The sequence below is a fragment of the Microbacterium salsuginis genome (genome assembly GCF_012524205.1).
Classification (GTDB): Bacteria; Actinomycetota; Actinomycetes; order Actinomycetales; family Microbacteriaceae; genus Microbacterium; species Microbacterium salsuginis.
Map to the genome: position 1 here is coordinate 640,869 of NZ_JABACI010000002.1, position 17,714 is coordinate 658,582.

8 protein-coding genes are annotated in these 17,714 nt (G+C 68.3%); 2 read left to right on the forward strand and 6 right to left on the reverse strand.

Features of this window, described 5'->3' with window-relative positions; all coding sequences use genetic code 11:
- Positions 1 to 47 precede the first annotated feature (47 nt).
- Positions 48 to 1,163: an enolase C-terminal domain-like protein gene (locus HF576_RS09995; RefSeq protein ID WP_168912640.1), complete on the forward strand. Its 1,116-nt coding sequence runs from the start codon at positions 48 to 50 to the stop codon at positions 1,161 to 1,163.
- Positions 1,160 to 2,200 carry a Gfo/Idh/MocA family protein gene (locus HF576_RS10000; protein ID WP_168912641.1) on the forward strand — a complete coding sequence of 347 codons (1,041 nt, stop codon included), beginning with the start codon at positions 1,160 to 1,162 and terminating at the stop codon, positions 2,198 to 2,200. The genes HF576_RS09995 and HF576_RS10000 overlap by 4 nt, the downstream gene beginning before the upstream one ends.
- Here the strand turns inward: HF576_RS10000 and HF576_RS10005 are convergent.
- The 6 genes from HF576_RS10005 to HF576_RS10030 form a co-directional block, all read right to left on the reverse strand.
- Positions 2,187 to 3,005: an amidohydrolase family protein gene (locus HF576_RS10005; RefSeq protein ID WP_168912642.1), complete on the reverse strand. Its 819-nt coding sequence runs from the start codon at positions 3,003 to 3,005 to the stop codon at positions 2,187 to 2,189. The genes HF576_RS10000 and HF576_RS10005 overlap by 14 nt on opposite strands.
- A gap of 15 nt (positions 3,006 to 3,020) precedes the next feature.
- A complete protein-coding gene (locus tag HF576_RS10010; RefSeq protein WP_168912643.1) occupies positions 3,021 to 5,471 on the reverse strand; it encodes a hypothetical protein in 2,451 nt (816 codons plus the stop codon).
- Positions 5,472 to 5,474: 3 nt separating this feature from the next.
- Complete coding sequence (locus tag HF576_RS10015; RefSeq protein WP_168912644.1) at positions 5,475 to 7,928, reverse strand: beta-glucosidase H; 2,454 nt, start codon at positions 7,926 to 7,928, stop codon at positions 5,475 to 5,477.
- A gap of 1,393 nt (positions 7,929 to 9,321) precedes the next feature.
- Positions 9,322 to 14,253 (reverse strand): glycoside hydrolase domain-containing protein, encoded by a 4,932-nt coding sequence (locus HF576_RS10020; RefSeq protein WP_168912645.1) that lies wholly within the window; start codon positions 14,251 to 14,253, stop codon positions 9,322 to 9,324.
- 91 nt (positions 14,254 to 14,344) lie between these two features.
- Positions 14,345 to 14,953: a hypothetical protein gene (locus HF576_RS10025; RefSeq protein WP_168912646.1), complete on the reverse strand. Its 609-nt coding sequence runs from the start codon at positions 14,951 to 14,953 to the stop codon at positions 14,345 to 14,347.
- A 77-nt stretch (positions 14,954 to 15,030) separates the two neighbouring features.
- Positions 15,031 to 17,649 (reverse strand): carbohydrate-binding protein, encoded by a 2,619-nt coding sequence (locus tag HF576_RS10030; RefSeq protein ID WP_168912647.1) that lies wholly within the window; start codon positions 17,647 to 17,649, stop codon positions 15,031 to 15,033.
- Positions 17,650 to 17,714 lie beyond the last annotated feature (65 nt).

Here is a 17,714-nt window from a genome sequence, read left to right on the forward strand (position 1 = left end):
ACCGCCCTTCGACCCCTTAGTCTCGCAATAGTCCCAGGAGGCCTCTCGTGCTGAAAATCACCGCCGTCGACACCCGCGTCGTCCCGTTCTCCACGGCAACGTGGCTCGATGAGGAACGCATCTCCAGCCCCCTATCCTGGTTTCCTCGTTTCGCGGAGCGGCGGAGTACGTGGAGAGGACCGGGCGCGGACCTCGTCTGGGTTCGGGTCCGCGCCGGCGACGAGCTCGTCGGCATCGGTCAGAGCCGCGGCGGAACCGTCACCGAGGCGGCGATCCGCGACCATCTCACGCCGCTCCTCCTCGGCCAGGACGCCGCATCCGTCGCATCGCTCGGAGAGCAGCTGAAGCGGGCTCTCGGTCCGTACGCCCACGGCTTCCTCGGCGCGATGGCCGTCTCCGCCGTCGAGCTCGCGCTCTGGGATCTCAACGCGCGGGCGATGGCGGTCCCCTTGTATCGACTGTTCGGCGGGCACGGGGAACCGCTCCGTCATTACGTCACGATCGGCTCCGCCGAACTGATCGACGAGGCCCGTGAACTTCTCGAGGGAGCCATCGACGTCGACGTGGTGAAGGTGCCGATGGCGTTCGGCCCCGCCGACGGCAGTGGGTCCGTGGCTGCGAACGTCGCACGCGTCGAGAAGCTGAGAGCACAGGTTCCGCCGCACGTGCGCATCGCCGTCGACTGCTTCGCCTCGTGGGATGTCGCCTACGCCGCCCGGTTCTCCCGGGCCTGCGAGGGGCTTGGGCTCGCCTGGATCGAGGAACCGCTCGGCTATGACGACGTCGTCTCCCACCTGCGGCTCCGTGACGCGCTCGACGGCACCGTGCAGATCGCGACCGGGGAGCACTTGGCCGGTGTGAAGGTCGCCGAGGAGCTCATCACACGGGGTGCCGTCGATGTCATCCAGACCGACGTCACCTGGTGCGGGGGGATCGGAATCGCGCGGACGATCGCGTCGGTCGCCGCGGAGCACGGCGTCACCTTCGCGCCTCACGCGTCGACGCTCCAGCCTTGGGCGCTGCACCTGCTGTCCGCGTGCGCGCCCGATTCCCTCGCGGAGACGCTCGTGCTGAGCGCGACGACGAGTGTGGATGCACCACGAGCGAGCGGCAGGTCCGGCGTTGGCCTGGCGCCGGCCGACCTCGGGTTCCTCGATCGATGAGCGTGCGAATCGGCTTCATCGGAGCAGGCTGGTGGTCGGCGACGACCCACGCGCCCGCCGTGGCATCCTCGGCGCACGCGAGTGTCGTCGGCGTCGTCGATCCCGACCGGGTTCGTGCCGACGAGTTCGTCCGACGCTTCGGCGGCGAGGTTCACGCCGACGTGACGAGCCTGCTCCGCGAGGGGGCGCCCGACGGGGTCGTCGTCGCGACGCCGCACGCGACGCACGCGCCCATCAGTCGCACGGCGATCGAACACGGGGTCGGGGTGCTCGTCGAGAAGCCGGTCGCGTTGACCGCTGCGGACGCCCGAGCGCTCCGCGACCTCGCCCACGAGTCGGCTGTACCCCTCATCGTGAGCCATCCCTACCTGTTCCACCCTCTGACTCCCCGCGTGCGCTCGCTGCTCGCGGACGGTGCAATCGGAGACCTCGTCAGCGTGACCGGAGCGTTCGACAGCGTGGTGGCGCATCTGATCCGCGGCAGGCTGGACGACGGCCCGGCACGTGACTACCAGGGTTTCGCGCCCCAGGCCGGCACATACTCGGATCCTGCGCTGGCCGGCGGCGGGCAGGGCCAGTCGCAGTTCGGTCACCTAGTCTCGCTCCTCTTCGCCGAGATCGATCGCCCCCTCGTGCGAGTGAGCGCGAACATGCTCTGGGAGCGTCCGCCGATGGACATCGCGCTCGGCGCGACCGCGATGACAGCCGATGGAGCCGTCGTCTCGCTCGCCTCGGCGGGCACCGTCAGGCATTGGGACGACAGGACGGCGTGGCTTCGCTACACGGGAACCGACGGCTGGCTGCTTCACGACGCGATGCACGGCCGGATCACGGCGTCCGCCGGTGTGCTCACCGACACCGACGCCGAGGGATCTGGCAGCCCCTACCCGGCGTCGGCACCGGTTCTGGCGTTGATCGATGTGCTGCGTGGCGAAACACGCTCCGGGGACATCCTCGCCGACCCCGCCAATGGTGCCGCAACTGTGGAGTTCGTCGAGGCCTGCTACGCGTCGGCCCTCGCGGCTACCGAGACGTGAGCGTCAGCCGCGCGGCGTTCGCATGCGTCACGCGGTCCCGCTCGGAAGGACTGAGTCCGCGCAGGAGAAGCTCCCGCATCGCTCTCGCCTCGCGCGGCGCCACGTACTTGCCGTCGACCGGGAAGTCCGAGCCCCACACCATCCGGTCGACCCCGAACACATCGAGGAGGCGGTCGACGGCGGCCGTCGTGCCCACGCGCGCATCGAGGTAGTGGGCGCCCGAAAGCTTGACGTGCACGTTCGGCACGTCGGCGAGGGCAGCCAGCCGCGTCAAATCCTCTTCGTGGGCGACGCCGGCCAGGTGATGGAGCACGACCGGAAGGCCGGGGACCGCGTGGGCGGCGGCCGCGATCGACAAGTACCAGTTCGGGCCGGCCGCGAGGCTGAGCACCAGACCACGGTCGGCCATTTCCCGGAGCCACCGCGCGGCCTCACCGGACTCGAGCCATCGGTCGTCGTCGGAGGCGAGATAGTGGGCCACGCCGGCCGCCTCGGGATGGCGGTCGAGTCGAGCCCTCAGTCGTTCCGGGGCGCCCGCCCGATGGTGGTCCGACGACCATCTGCTGTCCACGTCGACGAAAAGGCTGATGCGCGAGGGATGTTCGCTGCGGGCTAGGGCCGCGTATGCGTTGTCACCCTCGTCCCCGTCAGCGTCGGCGAGATCGGCGGCGATCAGCCAGCAGGCGTCGATGCCCTCCTCGTCGAGATGCCTGATCAGCCGCGACACCGTCGCGTCGTCGTCTCCGTCGAGGCGCGACACCGGGTACGGCCATCGCGGCCAGGCGTGGACGTGGGCGTCGATCATCCGGGGTCGATCCGGCTACCAGATGAACTCGATGCTGCCCGACACGTGCTCGACGAGGACACCGTCGCGGGTGCGCGCGACAAGGGAGCCGTCGAGCGGCTCCCCGTCGACGCGCACCTCGACCGCGCCACGCTCGAGCACGTCCCAGGGAGGGTGCACCTCGATCCGTGCGTCCACCACCGGCGACACCGAGAGTGCGCGACGTACATCCGGGTTAAGTCGCGTCGTGATCGGGTGGCCGTCCTTGCATGCGACCGGCCCGTCCGCATCCTGCTGCACGTACACCCGCACTTCGCGCCGGAAGGAGCTGTCGAGGTGGAGCACCCCCAGACCGTCGCTAATGCGCACGGTCTGGCCGACCGGCACCGGGATCCCGCCGGGAAGACAGAGGGCGAGCTCCGCCGTGGTGTCCTGCTCGTACCCCGACAGCCAGAGCGCGTTGTCCGAGCGCGACGCGGTGAACTGGATGGCACGCGCATTCTCGCGGTAGATGGTGCGGTCGTGGAATACGGCCGCCTCCGGGGTTCGGGTCTGGCGGATGACGCTGCCGAAGTCCTCGAGCAGGGGGCGCAGGAGCGCGGCCGCATCGACGAACTCCTCGCCGAGCCGCTGCGGGAGGTCGGCGGTGCCGTCCTCATCGATCGGCAGGGCGGCTCGGATCCACGACGCCCGTCCGCCGTTCCAGCCGGGGTTGGTTCGCGTGACCGCGAACACGCGTTCCCCACCCGCGAATTCCAGTCCGGCGACAATATCGGCGGCGGGACCGGCGACCTCCGCGCTGCCGCCGGCCGAGCAGGCCTCGCTCATCCGCACTCGACCCCACCGGCCAATGTCGACCAGGTTGTCGATCGGCCGCCTGGTGACGATGGTCGCATCGCCCTCGATGGCCGGCGCCGCCCGGAGATCGAGCAACGCGCGAATGGAGTCGAACGCGGGTGCCCCGTAGAAGAGCACGCGCCCACCGGAGCGGACGAAGTTGGCCAGCTCCCCGGCGACCTTCTCGCCGATCGTCGCCGCGCAGACCAACAGTATCGTGCCCGACAGCACGTCTTGCCGCCCGGCCAGGATCCGGGATAGCTCGGCCGTCGATACCACGCTGTTCACCGGCACACCGTTGGTGAACGCCTGCGCGACGAACCAGTCCTGGAGGAACAGGTTCGATCCGGCTTCCGGCCTCTCCGCGATGAGGTCGGACATCTCCTCGAACGGATACACCCAGCAGAGGAGGCCGGGTCGGTCGGGCGCGGTGTCGATGCCGCTGAGCAGATGGGGGACGATCTCGCGGGCGGCACGCCCGTCGAGGATGCCGTGCTCGCTGTCGACGCTGAGGATCTCGACGACCGACGCGGTCCGCATGGTGCCGTCTCCCTGGAGGGCAGCGACCGACATGGGCATGTAGATGTCGTAGGGTTCGCGCCCGTAGCAGTCGCGCCACGGGTTCTGCCAGAACCACGGGTCGTTCGCGTAGAAGCGGAACGGGTAGCCTTCGCCGGGGATGTGGGCCGCGCGGCTCATCGCGCCCGCGATCTCGACCCCGAAGTTGCGGTTTAGTGCCCCCCACGGCGAGTTCGGAGCGGGCAGGCGAAGGTAGCCGCGCTCGTAGATCGTGCGGAGCGGGGTCAGATCTTTGGCGAGCTCGACCCCGATCGGGAAGTTAGTCCCACGCACCTCGAGCGAATACGAGCATGCCGCAGCGAAGTCGTCCCAGAACGACAGTGCGTACGCCGTCGCCTCGCCCACGTCGACTCGACCGAAACGGTGCCCGTCGAAGTTGATCCCGCGGTACGACCACGGGTGGAACGAGAGCCCGAAGCCGTTCGACAACCACAGATAGTCAAACCCCATCGCAGGCAGGAAGCTCTCGCACTGCCCGCCGAGGAACGATCCGAAGCTCAGTCCCTGCGGGATTCCTTCCGGGAATGCCGCGTATGCCACGTCGTCGGCGTTCAGCCTTGACCAGCTGCAGGTGACCCGGTAGTGGGTCTTGACGGGCGCGTCGCCGAGATCGAACGGCGACTCGCTGATCTCGGGATGCCGGACGAACTTGAAATCGGAGGGCGCGAACTCCGGCCCCGGATCGAAGGCGGTTCCGATCGCGACATGGGCTTTCCGGCGGAGCGCCGCGGCTCTCAGCGCCCCCACGATCTCTCGCAGTCGCCGATACCGCATAGGCCCCTCTGCTCCTGCGTAGGGCCGCGCGCTGGTCGGGGCGTCGGCTGTCAGGCCGAACTGCTCCGGGTTGGAGAAGCCGATAAATCGCGCCCATTCGAATTCGGCGTCGATGTTCCCCGACCACTCGAGAATCTCGCTGCCGTCACCGGTCCACACCAGGATGGAGATGCTGCTCCCCTCCGCGACGAGGTCGTCCCATTGCCGGAGCATCTCTTCGGCGACGTCTACATCCGGGCGCCCGAGCGCGAAGGGCTTCAGCGTCGTTTCGAGTGTCACCCTGTTCAGGCGCGTCATGCGTCAGGCCTCCGGAGCGGTCAAGTCGAACGGGACGTGAACGAGGTCACGGGAACTGGTGCCGACACCGACGATGTAGCCACCGGCGCGCACGCGCCAGGACGCCGCGTCCTGATCCCAAATCTCGAGCTCCCGAACCCCGAGACGGAAGGTGACGGATGCGCTTGCGCCGGGCTCGAGGTACGCCTTCGTGAAGGCTCGCAGCTGTCGAACCGGGCGATCGGGCTCCTCATCGGCGTGCGCGAGGTACAGCTGGACGACCTCCGCCCCGCTCACGGATCCGATGTTCGAGAGTTCCACGGCCACGTCGACCTCGGGAGCCTCGCGGGGGTCCCGGAGGACGGTCACCCTCGGTGCGCTCACCGCGAACTCGGTGTAGCTGAGTCCGAACCCGAACGGGAATCGCGGGGTGATGCCGGCGGCGTCGACGTGTCGATATCCGACCATGAGCTCCTCGCGAAACTCGGAGATGTCGGCTTCGCCCGGGTATGTGTCGAGTGACGGGTACGCGTGAGCGTCGGCCATCGTGTCGGGTAGCTTCCCGGACGGGTTGACGTCGCCGAAGAGAACACGAGCGACGGCTCGGCCGCCCTCCTGCCCTGGGTACCAGGCTTCCAGGATCGCGGGGACGTCGTCAGCCCACGGGACGTCGAGGGGACCGCCGTTGTTGAGGACGACCGCGACGTTCTCATTCGATCCGGCGACCGTTCGAATGAGGTCCTCCTGGGCCTCTGGGAGGCGCATGCTGCTCCGGTCGCGTGCGCCACCCTCGAGCATGTTCGACAGTCCCACGCAGACGACCACCGCATCGGCCGCGGTTGCCGCCGCACGGAGCCGAGCGCTGCCGGCGCTCCCCGGTTCCTCCCATTCGAACCGCAACGCCGCCGCCGATCCGGTCTTCCGGAAGTCGACCGTCAGCTCGTAATGCTCTCCCGCGACGAGCTCGACGGTGTCCGTCTCGTAGTGGTCGCTGTAGTCCGCCTCGAAGCCCTGTGTTGCGAGCGCCTCCTCGGAGATGCGGCCGAGGCGGTGTTCGCCGATCATAAGTTCGGCCACTCCGTGGTTCGCCTGGAGGCCGAGACGGTAGCTTCCCGTGGCCGGCGGGATGAGGACCGCACGCACCTCGGCGCGGTAGCCGCTCTGGCCGACTCCGGCCGCCGGTGACGCCCATCCCCACGCCAGGTCCGTGGTCGGCTCGACGACCCAATCCGTCACCACCGTGCCATCCCGGTCGCGGTAGCGGACGGCGACGCCGGGATGGAGGATCCCTTCGTCGTCGCGGTAGTGCAGTGCGTCTCCAGGCGAGACCATCGCACCCGTGAGCCCGCTCCCCTCGAGGTGCTCCACCTCGGCGAAGCCGCGGAGGGCCTCGCGGATGCCCTCGAGCGGGCTGATCGAGTAGGCCGGGGTCACCGAAGCGCTTCCACCCCCGCCAAGCCGCGCGTGCTCCGCATTCGGTCCGACGACGAGCACGCGCGCCAGCCTGCGTCGGTCGAGGGGAAGTACGCCGCCAATGTTCTGCAGCAGCACGATCGACTCCTCGGCCACTTCCAGCGCGAGTGCCCGATTGCGCTCGGTGTCGACGAGGCCTGTCTCCGGCGCGACCTCCGCCGAGGCCCCGTACAGGCGGTGTAGCCGGAGCATACGCTGCGCCGAGTCATCCAACTGCGACGCGGAGACGCGCCCGTCGTCGACGGCTGCCAGGACCGACGCTTCGTCGAGCCACCGGCCCGGTCCGGGCATCTCGATGTCCAGCCCCGAGGTGAGGGCCCGCGGACTGTGCACGGCTCGCCAGTCGGAGACGATCACTCCCTCGTAGGCCCACTCGCCTTTGACGATTCCCGACAGCAGCTCGGCGTGCTCCGACGGGTAGACGCCGTTGATCCGGTTGTACGACGTCATCACGGCGATCGGATCCGCGAGCTCGATCGCGAGTTGAAACTGCCGGAGGTAGAGCTCTCTCAGCGCCCGTTCGGAAACCTCGGACGAGAGCACCTCCTGATCCGCTTGTTGACTATTGGCTGCGATTGCTTTGATGCAGGCACCCACTCCTTCGCTCTGGATGCCGCGGGCGACAGCTGCCCCCAGCAGTCCGGCGAGCCACGGATCCTCCGAGAACGTCTCGAAGCTGCGGCCGTTAAGAGGGACGCGGTGCAGGTTCAGTTTTGGCCCGAGCACCACCGAGACGCCGAGGCCGCGCGCCTCACGACCGATCGCGGCGCCGGCCTCCTCGAGCAGCCGGATATTCCAGGTCGACGCCATTCCGATCCCGGTCGGGAAGCTGGTGGCGTTCGTCGAACCCTCGCCCATGACCGTGATGCCGTGCCCGCAGTCGGCGACCCGGAGGTGGGGGATCCCGAGACGCGGCACGCCCGGGAAATGCCACGCGTCGGTTCCGGCGCGCAGGGAAGCCTTCTCAGCGATGGTCAGGTCGCCGAGGGTCGCCGTCGGTTTCAACCCTGCCCATCCTCTCGGCATCGGGTGCACATATATGAACCATACATCCGAATGATGAACACGCCGCCGACCCTCCGCCGTCGAGCGGTCGATGCAGCTCGGCGCCGGCGGCACGCGAACAGGGCGGCGAGAGGGTCGTCGAAGTCGCGTGACCGCGCCGAATGGTCCGCCAGTTCGCTGCTCGCCGGGCTGCCGCCGGTTACCCCGGAGACGAGCGTGGTCAGCGCGGTCGCGAGCGCGCAGCACAGGGCCGCGGAAGGCATAGGTCCGGCGCAGATCGCTGGCGGCGAAAACGTGGGTCGAGAACGGGGCAGCAAACGCGGGCCACGGTCCCGGCCAGCGGCTGAAATCCGATCACCGGCACTGGCGTTCGCAGCGAGACGATGCAGGGCAGAGTGAGCGTCGAGGTCCAGGTCCACGTGTTGACATGCGTCTGGGAACTGTGGCCTAGTCTGCCCACAACCCGCAGTGAGCCAGCACCGCTCCCGAGTACTGGTGTCTCGGACTTCAGCGTGCAGCGTTCAGTCCGCGGAAAGTCCGCAGAATCCCCGTTCCAACACTCCCACCGGCATCGGTGACCAACCCGAGATCCGCGGAATTCCGCGGATCTCCCCCACGTCCCTCTTCACTCAACCCGCCCGATGCCGTTCATCAACTGCCGCACCTCCGATCGAGTCGACGGAGCTCGCGGCTCTCGCACATCGTGTTGGGGATAGTGGATGAAGATCGCCGCCCTGTGATGGCGTCACTTGCGAGAGTCGACACGTCGCTCGCAGCTGTGGTGACCCGAGCCGCGATCCCGATTCGCAGCGCCAGGATTGATTGATGATCTCCAGGGCACCCTTTTCGTGCAGCGGCGCTCCTCGCTCACAGGCACATCCGGCACGCGTAGTGCTAGAAACCGTGGGGTAGCCGACGAGCGGAGGGCCGAGGCTACGCCGCGAAAGCACTGCACGCAGCGCGGCGGATGTGCGACACTGTCGAAGCAGCCGTGGTGCGCTTCGGTAACGACGTCGTCGACCAGCAGCACCGTTCATCGCTCCGACACTGAGCCCTCGCGGCATCGGTTTTTGCCCACACTTTGCCCACACTTCGGCAAGAACCGCCCCGAATCAGCCCGATCGAGATGGATCGAAGATCCCCGCAGACCCGCGTACTTCCGCGGCTTTCCGATCAAGACGGATCGAGGCGGAAGTCGCTCGGTGCCATTCGACTCCCGCCGTCGCGTCTCTCCCTCCCCGGCAGCGCGCCGCAGGCGGCCGTAGCGGCCACGCCCGCGGTCGCGTCGGTCGGGGTGCACCATCCCCGCACTGCCAGCGCAGACCGGGGGGCCTCACGCGGACGGAGCGAACGGGCCCCGCCACGCGCGCGACGGGGCCCGTTCGGGTTCGGATCAGCCGGCAGCCGAGTACGCGGCGGACTTGGTGACGGTGACCGTCTCGTCGCCCACAACACCCGTCACCTCGGCGGTGACCTCACCCGCAGGAGTGGACCCGAGACGCGAGTTGATCGACACAGACGCCGACTTGCCGGGTGCGACCGCCGTGAAAGTCTTCGCGCCGTACGGCGTCGTGACCACAGCATCCACCGGCACGTCCTCGTTGTTGGTCACCGTGACCGAGACGTACTGCTTGCCCGCAAGCACCCGCGTCGAAGCCGACACCGACACATCCAGATCAGCGATCGGGCCGGGCTCGGTCAGTGCGTCCAGCGCCGCAGCGAGTCCCTCCACCGCCGAGGCGGTCTGCTCGTAGGGCGCATCGGCGGGCACGGCGCGTGCGACGCCGAGCGCCTCGTTCAGTGCCACGATGCGCTCGGGCGCATGAGCGGACGGATCGACGGCCTCGGCCCGCGCGATGAGAGCCGACAGCTGCCGCACAACCGCGTACTCGAGCTGCCCGGCGGCGAGTGCGAGAACGCGCTGCGCCTCATCCGCTGCATCCTGGGTGACATCGGTGGCCGCCGCGACTCGCTTGGCCTCGTCGAGCGCGGCGCGGAACACGGCGAAGTCGATCGCGATGTACCGCTCCTCGTGCACCGTGAGCGCCTCGCTCTCGGCGATGGCAGCCGTGAGGGCCGTGAGATCGACTTCGGGAGTCTCTTGTGGCGCCCCGCCGAACTCGAACCACTGCAGGTTGGCGACGTAGTTGAACTCCTGGCCGGCAACGGCGTCCGTGCGCATCACGACGAGCAGCGTGTGCGTGCCCGATACCGCGGTGTCGAGCTTCGCGGTGGTCGAGACGTAGTTCGTCCACCCACCGGTCTTCGGCAGCTGCACGGTTCCGACCTTCGTCGTCTCGCTGACCTCGTCGAGGTAGAACTCGAGTCGGCTGTTGTCACCGACCCGCTCGTCGCGTGTCGACGCGTTCACCGTGACGTGCGTCAGCGGCTCGCCGCCGAAGTCTCGCGCGGTGTAGGTGAGCTGGCCGCCGTCCCAGGTGCCGCCGACGTTGCCCGCGGGCGGGTCGCCGCCCTCCTTCTTGAGGCCGTTGCCGTTGTCGGCGTCGTAGGTCTCGGCTTCGACCCGCACAGGTTCGATGGACTCCGGAGCATCCTCCGCGGTCTTGAGGAACTGGAGCCAGTCGAAGTTCACGACCCACGAGTTCGGCTGTGTGGCATCGGGCGTGCCTCCGAACACCACGTAGAGGCGGTTCGACCCCGCCAGCACGCTCGGGTCATCGATCTTCGCCTCCACCGTGGCGAAGTCGCTCCAGCCCGCCGTGGGCGGAACGGCCACCTTGGCAGCGACAGGACCGTCCGCCGCTCCGACGCGCACCTCGACGAACTCGTCCGTCGCGCTGTCACCGGGGTGGTTGGAGTAGCGCATCTTGACGCGCAGCGGCTCGACCCCGGCGAAGTCCACGCCGTCGTACGCGATCCACGAGCCGACCTGCACGCCGTTGACGGCTCCGAACGGCGCACCGGTGGAGTCGTTGCCTGACTCCGTGCCCAAGCGCCCGCCAGAGGATGCTTCGAAGTTCTCGGCCTGGAAGACGCGATACGCCGTCTCGACGATGCGCAGTCCCTCGATCGCCCGGCTGAGGCCGTCGAGCGCCGACTGCAGGTCGTCGTCGCTCGCCGTGGTGCTGGCGAGGGCCTCACGAGCGACCGTGCGAGCACTGTCGAACGCTGCGAACGACGTCGCGGAATACGCACCGCGAACCACCAGATCGGCTTCGGCCGCGAGCGCCGTGAGCTTCTCACGCCACTGCTGGTCGCGCTCGAGCACGAGAGTGCCCAGCCCCGACACCCCGTCTCCGCGCACGCTCGTCGCGGGCGTGCCCGCGAAGGCGGCGTCGGCGAAGTCCAGCGCGAACGATGCGCGCTGCGACTCGCCGAGCGACCCTGTGAGCCGAAGCGTCGCCGCGTCGGCACCGGTCAGTACGACGGAGGCCGACACGCCGCCCGGAAGACCCGTGATCGCGAGTGCGCCGTCGGCGACGAGGTCGCGCCCGGCGGCTCCGGCGAAGGTCGCGCCGCTCAGCGCCAGCTTCGCCGTCGCATCCACCGAGCCGTCGGCAGCAGCCTTCATGCGAGGCGTGTCGATCGAGAGCGTTGCACCCTCGAAGACGACCTTGAGCGTGAAGTCGCGCGATCCGTTCGACGGCTTCCGCGAGAAGGCTCCGTCGGCGATCTTCAGCACGAGGTCGTCGATGCTGTCCATCGGCGCGGACGCGTCGGCCGTGCCCGTGAGCGACAGCTTCACCGTGCGCGGCCCGGTGCGCTCGGCCTTCAGAGCCAGCCCCGCCGGGACGTTCTCAGCGGTGATGGATGCCGACAGGTCGGCGCCGTCCGCGCCGGCGAAGGTGCCGTTGGAGATGACGAGATCGATGCTGTTGCCGATCGACCCGTCGCCCGCAGCGGCTTCGGTGAACAGGCGGGACGACACAGAGATCGCACTGATGGGGTCGTAGCGCGAGCTCGAGAGCTCGTCGCTCAGCGACGACGATGCCATCGAGTCGGCCGCCCAATCGGATGCCGCGTCGCCCATGCGGAACGCCAGCCCCCCACCCGCGGTGAGCTGGTCGTAGGTGATCCACGTGCGGTCGAAGTCCTGACCGTTGAGCGTCGCCGACTGGATGAAGTAGTCGTCGGGCGAAACGCCCTCGGCCGAGATGTCGAACGCGCGGCCGGACTCGTAGTTGATGCGCACGTTCTCGAAGAACGGCGTTCCGATCTGGTACTCGTCCGACCCCGCGAGCACGGGGAAGAGGCCCAGCGATGCGGCGACGAACATCGACGACATGGTCCCGGTGTCGTTGTCCATCGTCGGCAGGAACCCCTTCGGGCTGTTCTGGTACACCTTCATCTTCACCGGAGGCGTGAACTCACCGCCGCCGGACGGGTACTCGTGGGTGCTGCCGGTCGCGATGTAGCGGTTCCACGTCTCCTTCGTGTAGATGCTGCGCACCCACTCCTGCGTGCGCGAAGGCGCGCCCACGTAATTGAAGAGGTACGGTGCCTGCAGGTCGATCTCGTTCGCGTTGGCGTGCAGCATCCGCCTGCCGTCGTCGGGTGCGTGCTCACCGAACATGAAGCTCAGCGCCTTGAGCGTCGTCTCTTCGCCACCCATCTTCTGGATGAGGCCGCCCATGTCGTTCGCCGCGTACCAGTGGTACTGCCACAGTGTGCCCTGGTAGACGTTGCCGGCTTCGAACCGCTCGGGGTCGGCGTCGTTCCATGCGCCGACGGCGTTCCTGGGGAAGATGAGGCCCGTCTTGGTGCCGTCCGCGAGGGTGACGGCATCCGGTTTGAAGATGTTCGTCCAGTTCGCGGCACGAAGACGGTAGTCGTTCGCCTCCTGCGTCTTGCCGAGCTCGTCGGCGATCGTCGCCATGGCCCAGTCGTCGTAGGCCGTTCCGAGCGTGTCGTCGACCTCGTTCGCGATGTATCCGCGGCTCACGTTGTCAGCGTTGCCGTATCCGCCCGCGGACTGCGAGACCAGCGCCGGCCACGCCTGCGACAGCCCGCGCAGCTGCGCGCCCTTCGCGATGGCGTCCGCGACGACCACCGCCGCACGTTCGAAGCGCACGGTGGGAACCGAGTGCGTCACGTTCGACAGTGATCCGCGGCCCGTCGAGGCGAACGACGCGTAGAGGTCGACGATGGACTGCGCCTGGTCGTGGAACACCTCCGGGTAGCCGATCGCGAGCACCTCGTACTTGCGGAAGTCGTCCCAGAAGCCCCACCCGTCGTAGTGGGTGTACCCGTCGGCCGTGTGCACCTGACCGTCGAGTCCCCGGTAGGTGCCGCTCGTGCTGGTCGCGTTCACCGGCGAGCCGAACATCCGGTACAGGTGCGTGTAGAAGAGCGTCTTGAGGTCGCCCGTCGGGTCGCTCGTCTGGGAGGACGTCACGTCGAGACGGCTGAGGATGGCGTTCCAGTCGGCCTTCGTGTCGGCACGCACCTGGTCGAAGGCGCGGTCTCCCATCTCGGCGGCCATGTCGATCTTGGCCTGCTCGACGCTGATCGGCGACAGCGCGACCTTGAGGCCCACCTGCTGTCCTGCCACGACGTCGAATTCGACGACCGCGCCGATGTCGGTGCCCTCCTGGTGCGCGGTGCCGGTGAGCGCCCCGCTGCCGCCCCACGTCCGCGTGCTCTTCGCGGCCGCGGTGGACTCGACGTAGTAGTGCATCTTGTAGTCGTAGCCGTTGAAGTGACCGGTGAAGTCGCCCGAGACCGCGACGCGGCCGTCCGGCAGCGTCGTGTAGTCGAGGGTCGCACCGCGACGACTGGTGAAGTTGTTGCGCAGGTCGAGAACGAGCGACGCCGTTCCCGCTGACGGGAACGTGAAGCGGTCCTGGCCGGTGCGTACATCCGTCGTCGCCTCCGCGTGGATCACGCCGCCGGCGACGGCGAGGTCGACACCGTAATACCCGGGCGCGGCGTCCTCGGCGTCGTGGCTGTAGTTCTTCGCGTAGGAGCCGGTGCCGGGGCGGCTGGTGTAGCTCTCGTACGTCGGCACGACCAGCAGATCGCCGCCTGCGCCGGAGCCGCCGACCCCGTTGAGGTTGGTGTGCGTGAAGCCCGCGATCTGGTCCTCGGCATAGTCGTAGCCGCTGTGCGACCGACCCGAGACCGTCATGGGGTTGATCTTCACGAGCGAGTTCGGGGCTTCCGCACCGACGAGATCCTGACCGAAGTCGTCCTCTGTCGAGACGAACGAGTTGACGAACGCGGTGTAGTCGGTGTCGACGGATGCCGCAGCCGGCGCGAGCGCGGTGGGCACCGCGACCGCGGCCGTGGTGGGCAATCCGGCGCCCAGCAGAGCGACGGCCGCACTCACGGCGAGGAACCGGAGGGACGATGACGGAAGCGACATGAGAGTGGGATCTCCAGGTGGGGTGGCGCGATCGTGGGCGCAGGCCGGGGCAGGGGTGAGCGCCGAGCTCATCCCTGCCCCGGACCGGGTCTTACTCGAAGAGCGAGAGCGTGAGCGTCGAGGTGTAGTTGCCGGCCGCGACATCGGCCGGAACCACGAGCTGCAGGTCGGCCGTGGCGGAGAAGACGCCGCCTCCGGCGTTGCCCTCGGCACTGTCAGCGAGGTAGAGGAGTTCCTGGTCGACCAGACCCGGCTCGGAGGGCAGCACGTCGCCGCCGACCTCGACGAACGGCTCGCCTTCACCCTCGCCTGTGACGAGCTTGGGCACCCAGCCGAGGTGCTGTGCCGCGATCGTCTTGCTCGTGGTGGCATCCACGAAGTCGCTCGTCGAGCCGAGCACGTACCACGCCGATCCTGCCGGGACATCCTCGGCCGCACGGGTGTCGGTGACCGTGACCTTGGGCAGCGTGCCCGTGAACGTGCGTTCGAGCGCCGTCGATGCACCCTCGACCAGGGTGGTGTCGGCGCCCTCCACCGTCAGGGCCAGAGCGCCGGGGCCGGCCACCTCTTCGATCGCGACGTTCACATCGACGTCCTGGGTGCCGTGTTCTTCTTCGGCGACTGCCGCCGAGCCCGCGGACACCAGAAGGGCGGCGCCGAAGGCGATGACGCTGCTGCGCAGCAGGACAGACTTGTTCATTTCATTCACTTTCATTGGGGGGTTTGATCTCCGCGGTGCAGACGGAACGCCTGCGCCGCGGGGCCGCCGGCGTCGGGTCAGCCGGCAGCCGCGTACGGGGCGGACTTGGTGACGGTGACGGTCTCGTCGCCGACCTGGCCGGTCACCTGGACGGTGACGTCACCGGCCGGGATGGACCCGAGGCGGGAGTTGATCGACACAGCCGCTGATTTGCCGGGTGCAACCGCGGTGAACGTCTTCGCGCCGTACGGCGTCGTGACCACAGCATCCACCGGCACGTCCTCGTTGTTGGTCACCGTGACCGAGACGTACTGCTTGCCCGCAAGCACCCGCGTCGAAGCCGACACCGACACATCCAGATCAGCAGCCGCATCGGCCTTGCGGAGCACGACCTCGTCGACCACGCTGTTCACCGGATTGGCGGTGCCGTTGGCCTGGCTGCGCAGCGTGCGAACCGTGATCGACTCGTCGGTCACCTCGACCGCGGAGTAGTTGCGGACGCGCTCCTGGTTGCGTACCGAGGACCACCACAGGTCGATACCCGTGTTGAGGTTGTAGTACTTCGAACCGCTCGCCGAGTTCGCCGTGACGTAGAGCACCTCGCCCGGACCGGCGACGACCTCGGCGGCCGCGGCCTGCTCGTCGGGGTTGGCGAGCTGGCCGTCCTTGATCAGGTAGCTGCGGGTGTAGTGGTGGTCATGGCCCATGAGGACCATGTCGATCCCCAGCTCCGAGATCTTCGCGGGCATGTTGTTGCGGCGGTCGATGACGTCACCGTCCGTCGCGTGCACGGCCGCGGAGTAGATCGAGTGGTGGAACGCGAGCACCTTCCAGGTGACCTTGTCACCCTGCTCGGCCACGACCTTCTCGAGGAAGGCGTTGTGCGAGGCGTAGTCACGGCTGTTCGAGTTGATGTTGAGGAAGAGCACGTCCTTGTAGATGAACCAGTAGTCGCCGCCCGACGACGACGGGCTCCCGGCCGCGCCGGCGGTGAGGTCCTCGTTCGGCAGGTTGTAGTGCTGCTCGTAGGCTTTCGACCCCACGTCATGATTCCCGTTGGTCGCGACGAACGGGATGCTGCGCATCTGGTCCGGCTTGAGGAGCGCGGTGTACTCGTTCTCGTTGCCGGCGCTCTCGACCTGGTCGCCCGCCGAGAAGAGCATCTCGGCGTTCGGGTAGGTCTGCGACGCGACGTTGAGCGTGTCGATCCAGCCCGCCTCATCGTTGGCGAGATTGCCCGACGCGCCGACCTGGGGGTCGCCGAAGAACAGGAAGTCGAACCCGCCCGTGAAGCTCTGCGTGCGGAAGGTGTGGACAGTCGACCAGCCGGTCTCGTCGGCACCCACACGGTAGGCGTACTCGGTGTTCTCCTCGAGCCCCGACAGCGTCGCGTCCCGGAAGAACTCACCGCTGCTGGTCGCGCCGCCGGAGGTGACCGGGAACGTCGACGCGGTGGCGGGGAAGACTCCGTCGATGATCGCGGATGCCTCGGTCAGCTGAGCCACCTGAGGCACATCGATGTCCGAGTACCAGGCGAGGTTGCGCTCGGCCGCGGTCGCGCCGACACCGAGGAGCAGATCGGAGATCCTGGCGGTCGTCACGTCCTGCTTCTCGACGGGCGTGAGGCCCTTGAAGTCGAGGAAGATGTCGCTGCTGGTCTCGCGGTCCTGGTACAGCGCGACCGCGATCTGGTTCTCACCGGCGACCAGCTTGTCGGCCGGGATCCGGACGGTGCTGGTGGCCGGGTCGCCCGCGCTCACACCCGCGTAGGTGAGGTTCTGGTTCGCGGCCCCGTTCACGCGATCATCCGCGAATCCGGCGAGCTTCTCGCCGTTGACGAACACGCGCACGGCGTCGTCGTACGCCAGCTCGCCCTGCAGAGCGTCCAGCTGCTCGAGTTCCTCCGCCGTGATCGTCACCTCCGTGCGGAAGTGGTAGGTCGGCACCGTGTCGGCCGAGCCCGCCTGCGCATACTGCAGGAGCGTGTCGGCGATGTAGCCGTTGCCGAGGTCCGCCGCGCCCCGCTTCGATCCGAAGGCGCCGGCAGCCTCCTTCCAAGCCGTGTCGTCGAACGGCGCCGTGGTCCACGACAGCGAGCCATCGCCCGACGGGTCGGTGCCGTTGTCGGAGTACTTCCAGGGCGAGTCGCTCGTGAGGTAGGCCTCGGGAAGGGCGACCGGCGCGGCAGGCCCGAACTCGAAGTAATCGAAGTTCGCGACGTAGTTGCGACGATCCGGGAGGTCATCGACGTGCATGACGATGATGACATCGTGGACGCCGGTGACGGTCGTGCTGAGGTCGACGGTCGTGTTGAGCCAGTTGCTCCATCCGCCCGTGGTGGGCAGCGCGACATCGGCGATCTTGTTCGCTGCGATCGCCTCATCGAGGAAGAACTCCAGGCGCGGGTTCGCGCCGATCGCGTCGTCGCGCGTGGCGGCGCGCACGGTGAGCGTGCCCATGCGGTTCGTGAAGTCCACGTCGTCGAACTGCACGACGGTGCCGTTGAACGTGTTGCCCAGGTTGATCGACTCGCGCTTGAGCGCTTCTCCGTTGGGGTTCGATCCGCTGGTGTACTGCTCGCCCTCGAGTCGCAGCGGCTCGGCTGCAGCGGTGATGGCAGCGGGCGTGATCTGCGGGGCGGCGACCGCCGGGAATGCGGCGGTCGCGACGGCGGAACCCGCGATCAGCGAGACCAAGACGGCTCCCGCTACAGTCCGCCGAACCGTCCTGGTCGCGGGAGCGGCACGGACGATGTCCGCGG

Excerpts from the sequence above, each read along its gene's own strand:
- HF576_RS10025 (WP_168912646.1), bottom strand. The coding sequence starts at position 14,953 with ATGAACAAGTCTGTCCTGCTGCGCAGCAGCGTCATCGCCTTCGGCGCC.
- HF576_RS10000 (WP_168912641.1), top strand. The coding sequence starts at position 1,160 with ATGAGCGTGCGAATCGGCTTCATCGGAGCAGGCTGGTGGTCGGCGACG.
- HF576_RS10010 (WP_168912643.1), bottom strand. The coding sequence starts at position 5,471 with ATGACGCGCCTGAACAGGGTGACACTCGAAACGACGCTGAAGCCCTTC.
- HF576_RS10020 (WP_168912645.1), bottom strand. The coding sequence starts at position 14,253 with ATGTCGCTTCCGTCATCGTCCCTCCGGTTCCTCGCCGTGAGTGCGGCC.
- HF576_RS10005 (WP_168912642.1), bottom strand. The coding sequence starts at position 3,005 with ATGATCGACGCCCACGTCCACGCCTGGCCGCGATGGCCGTACCCGGTG.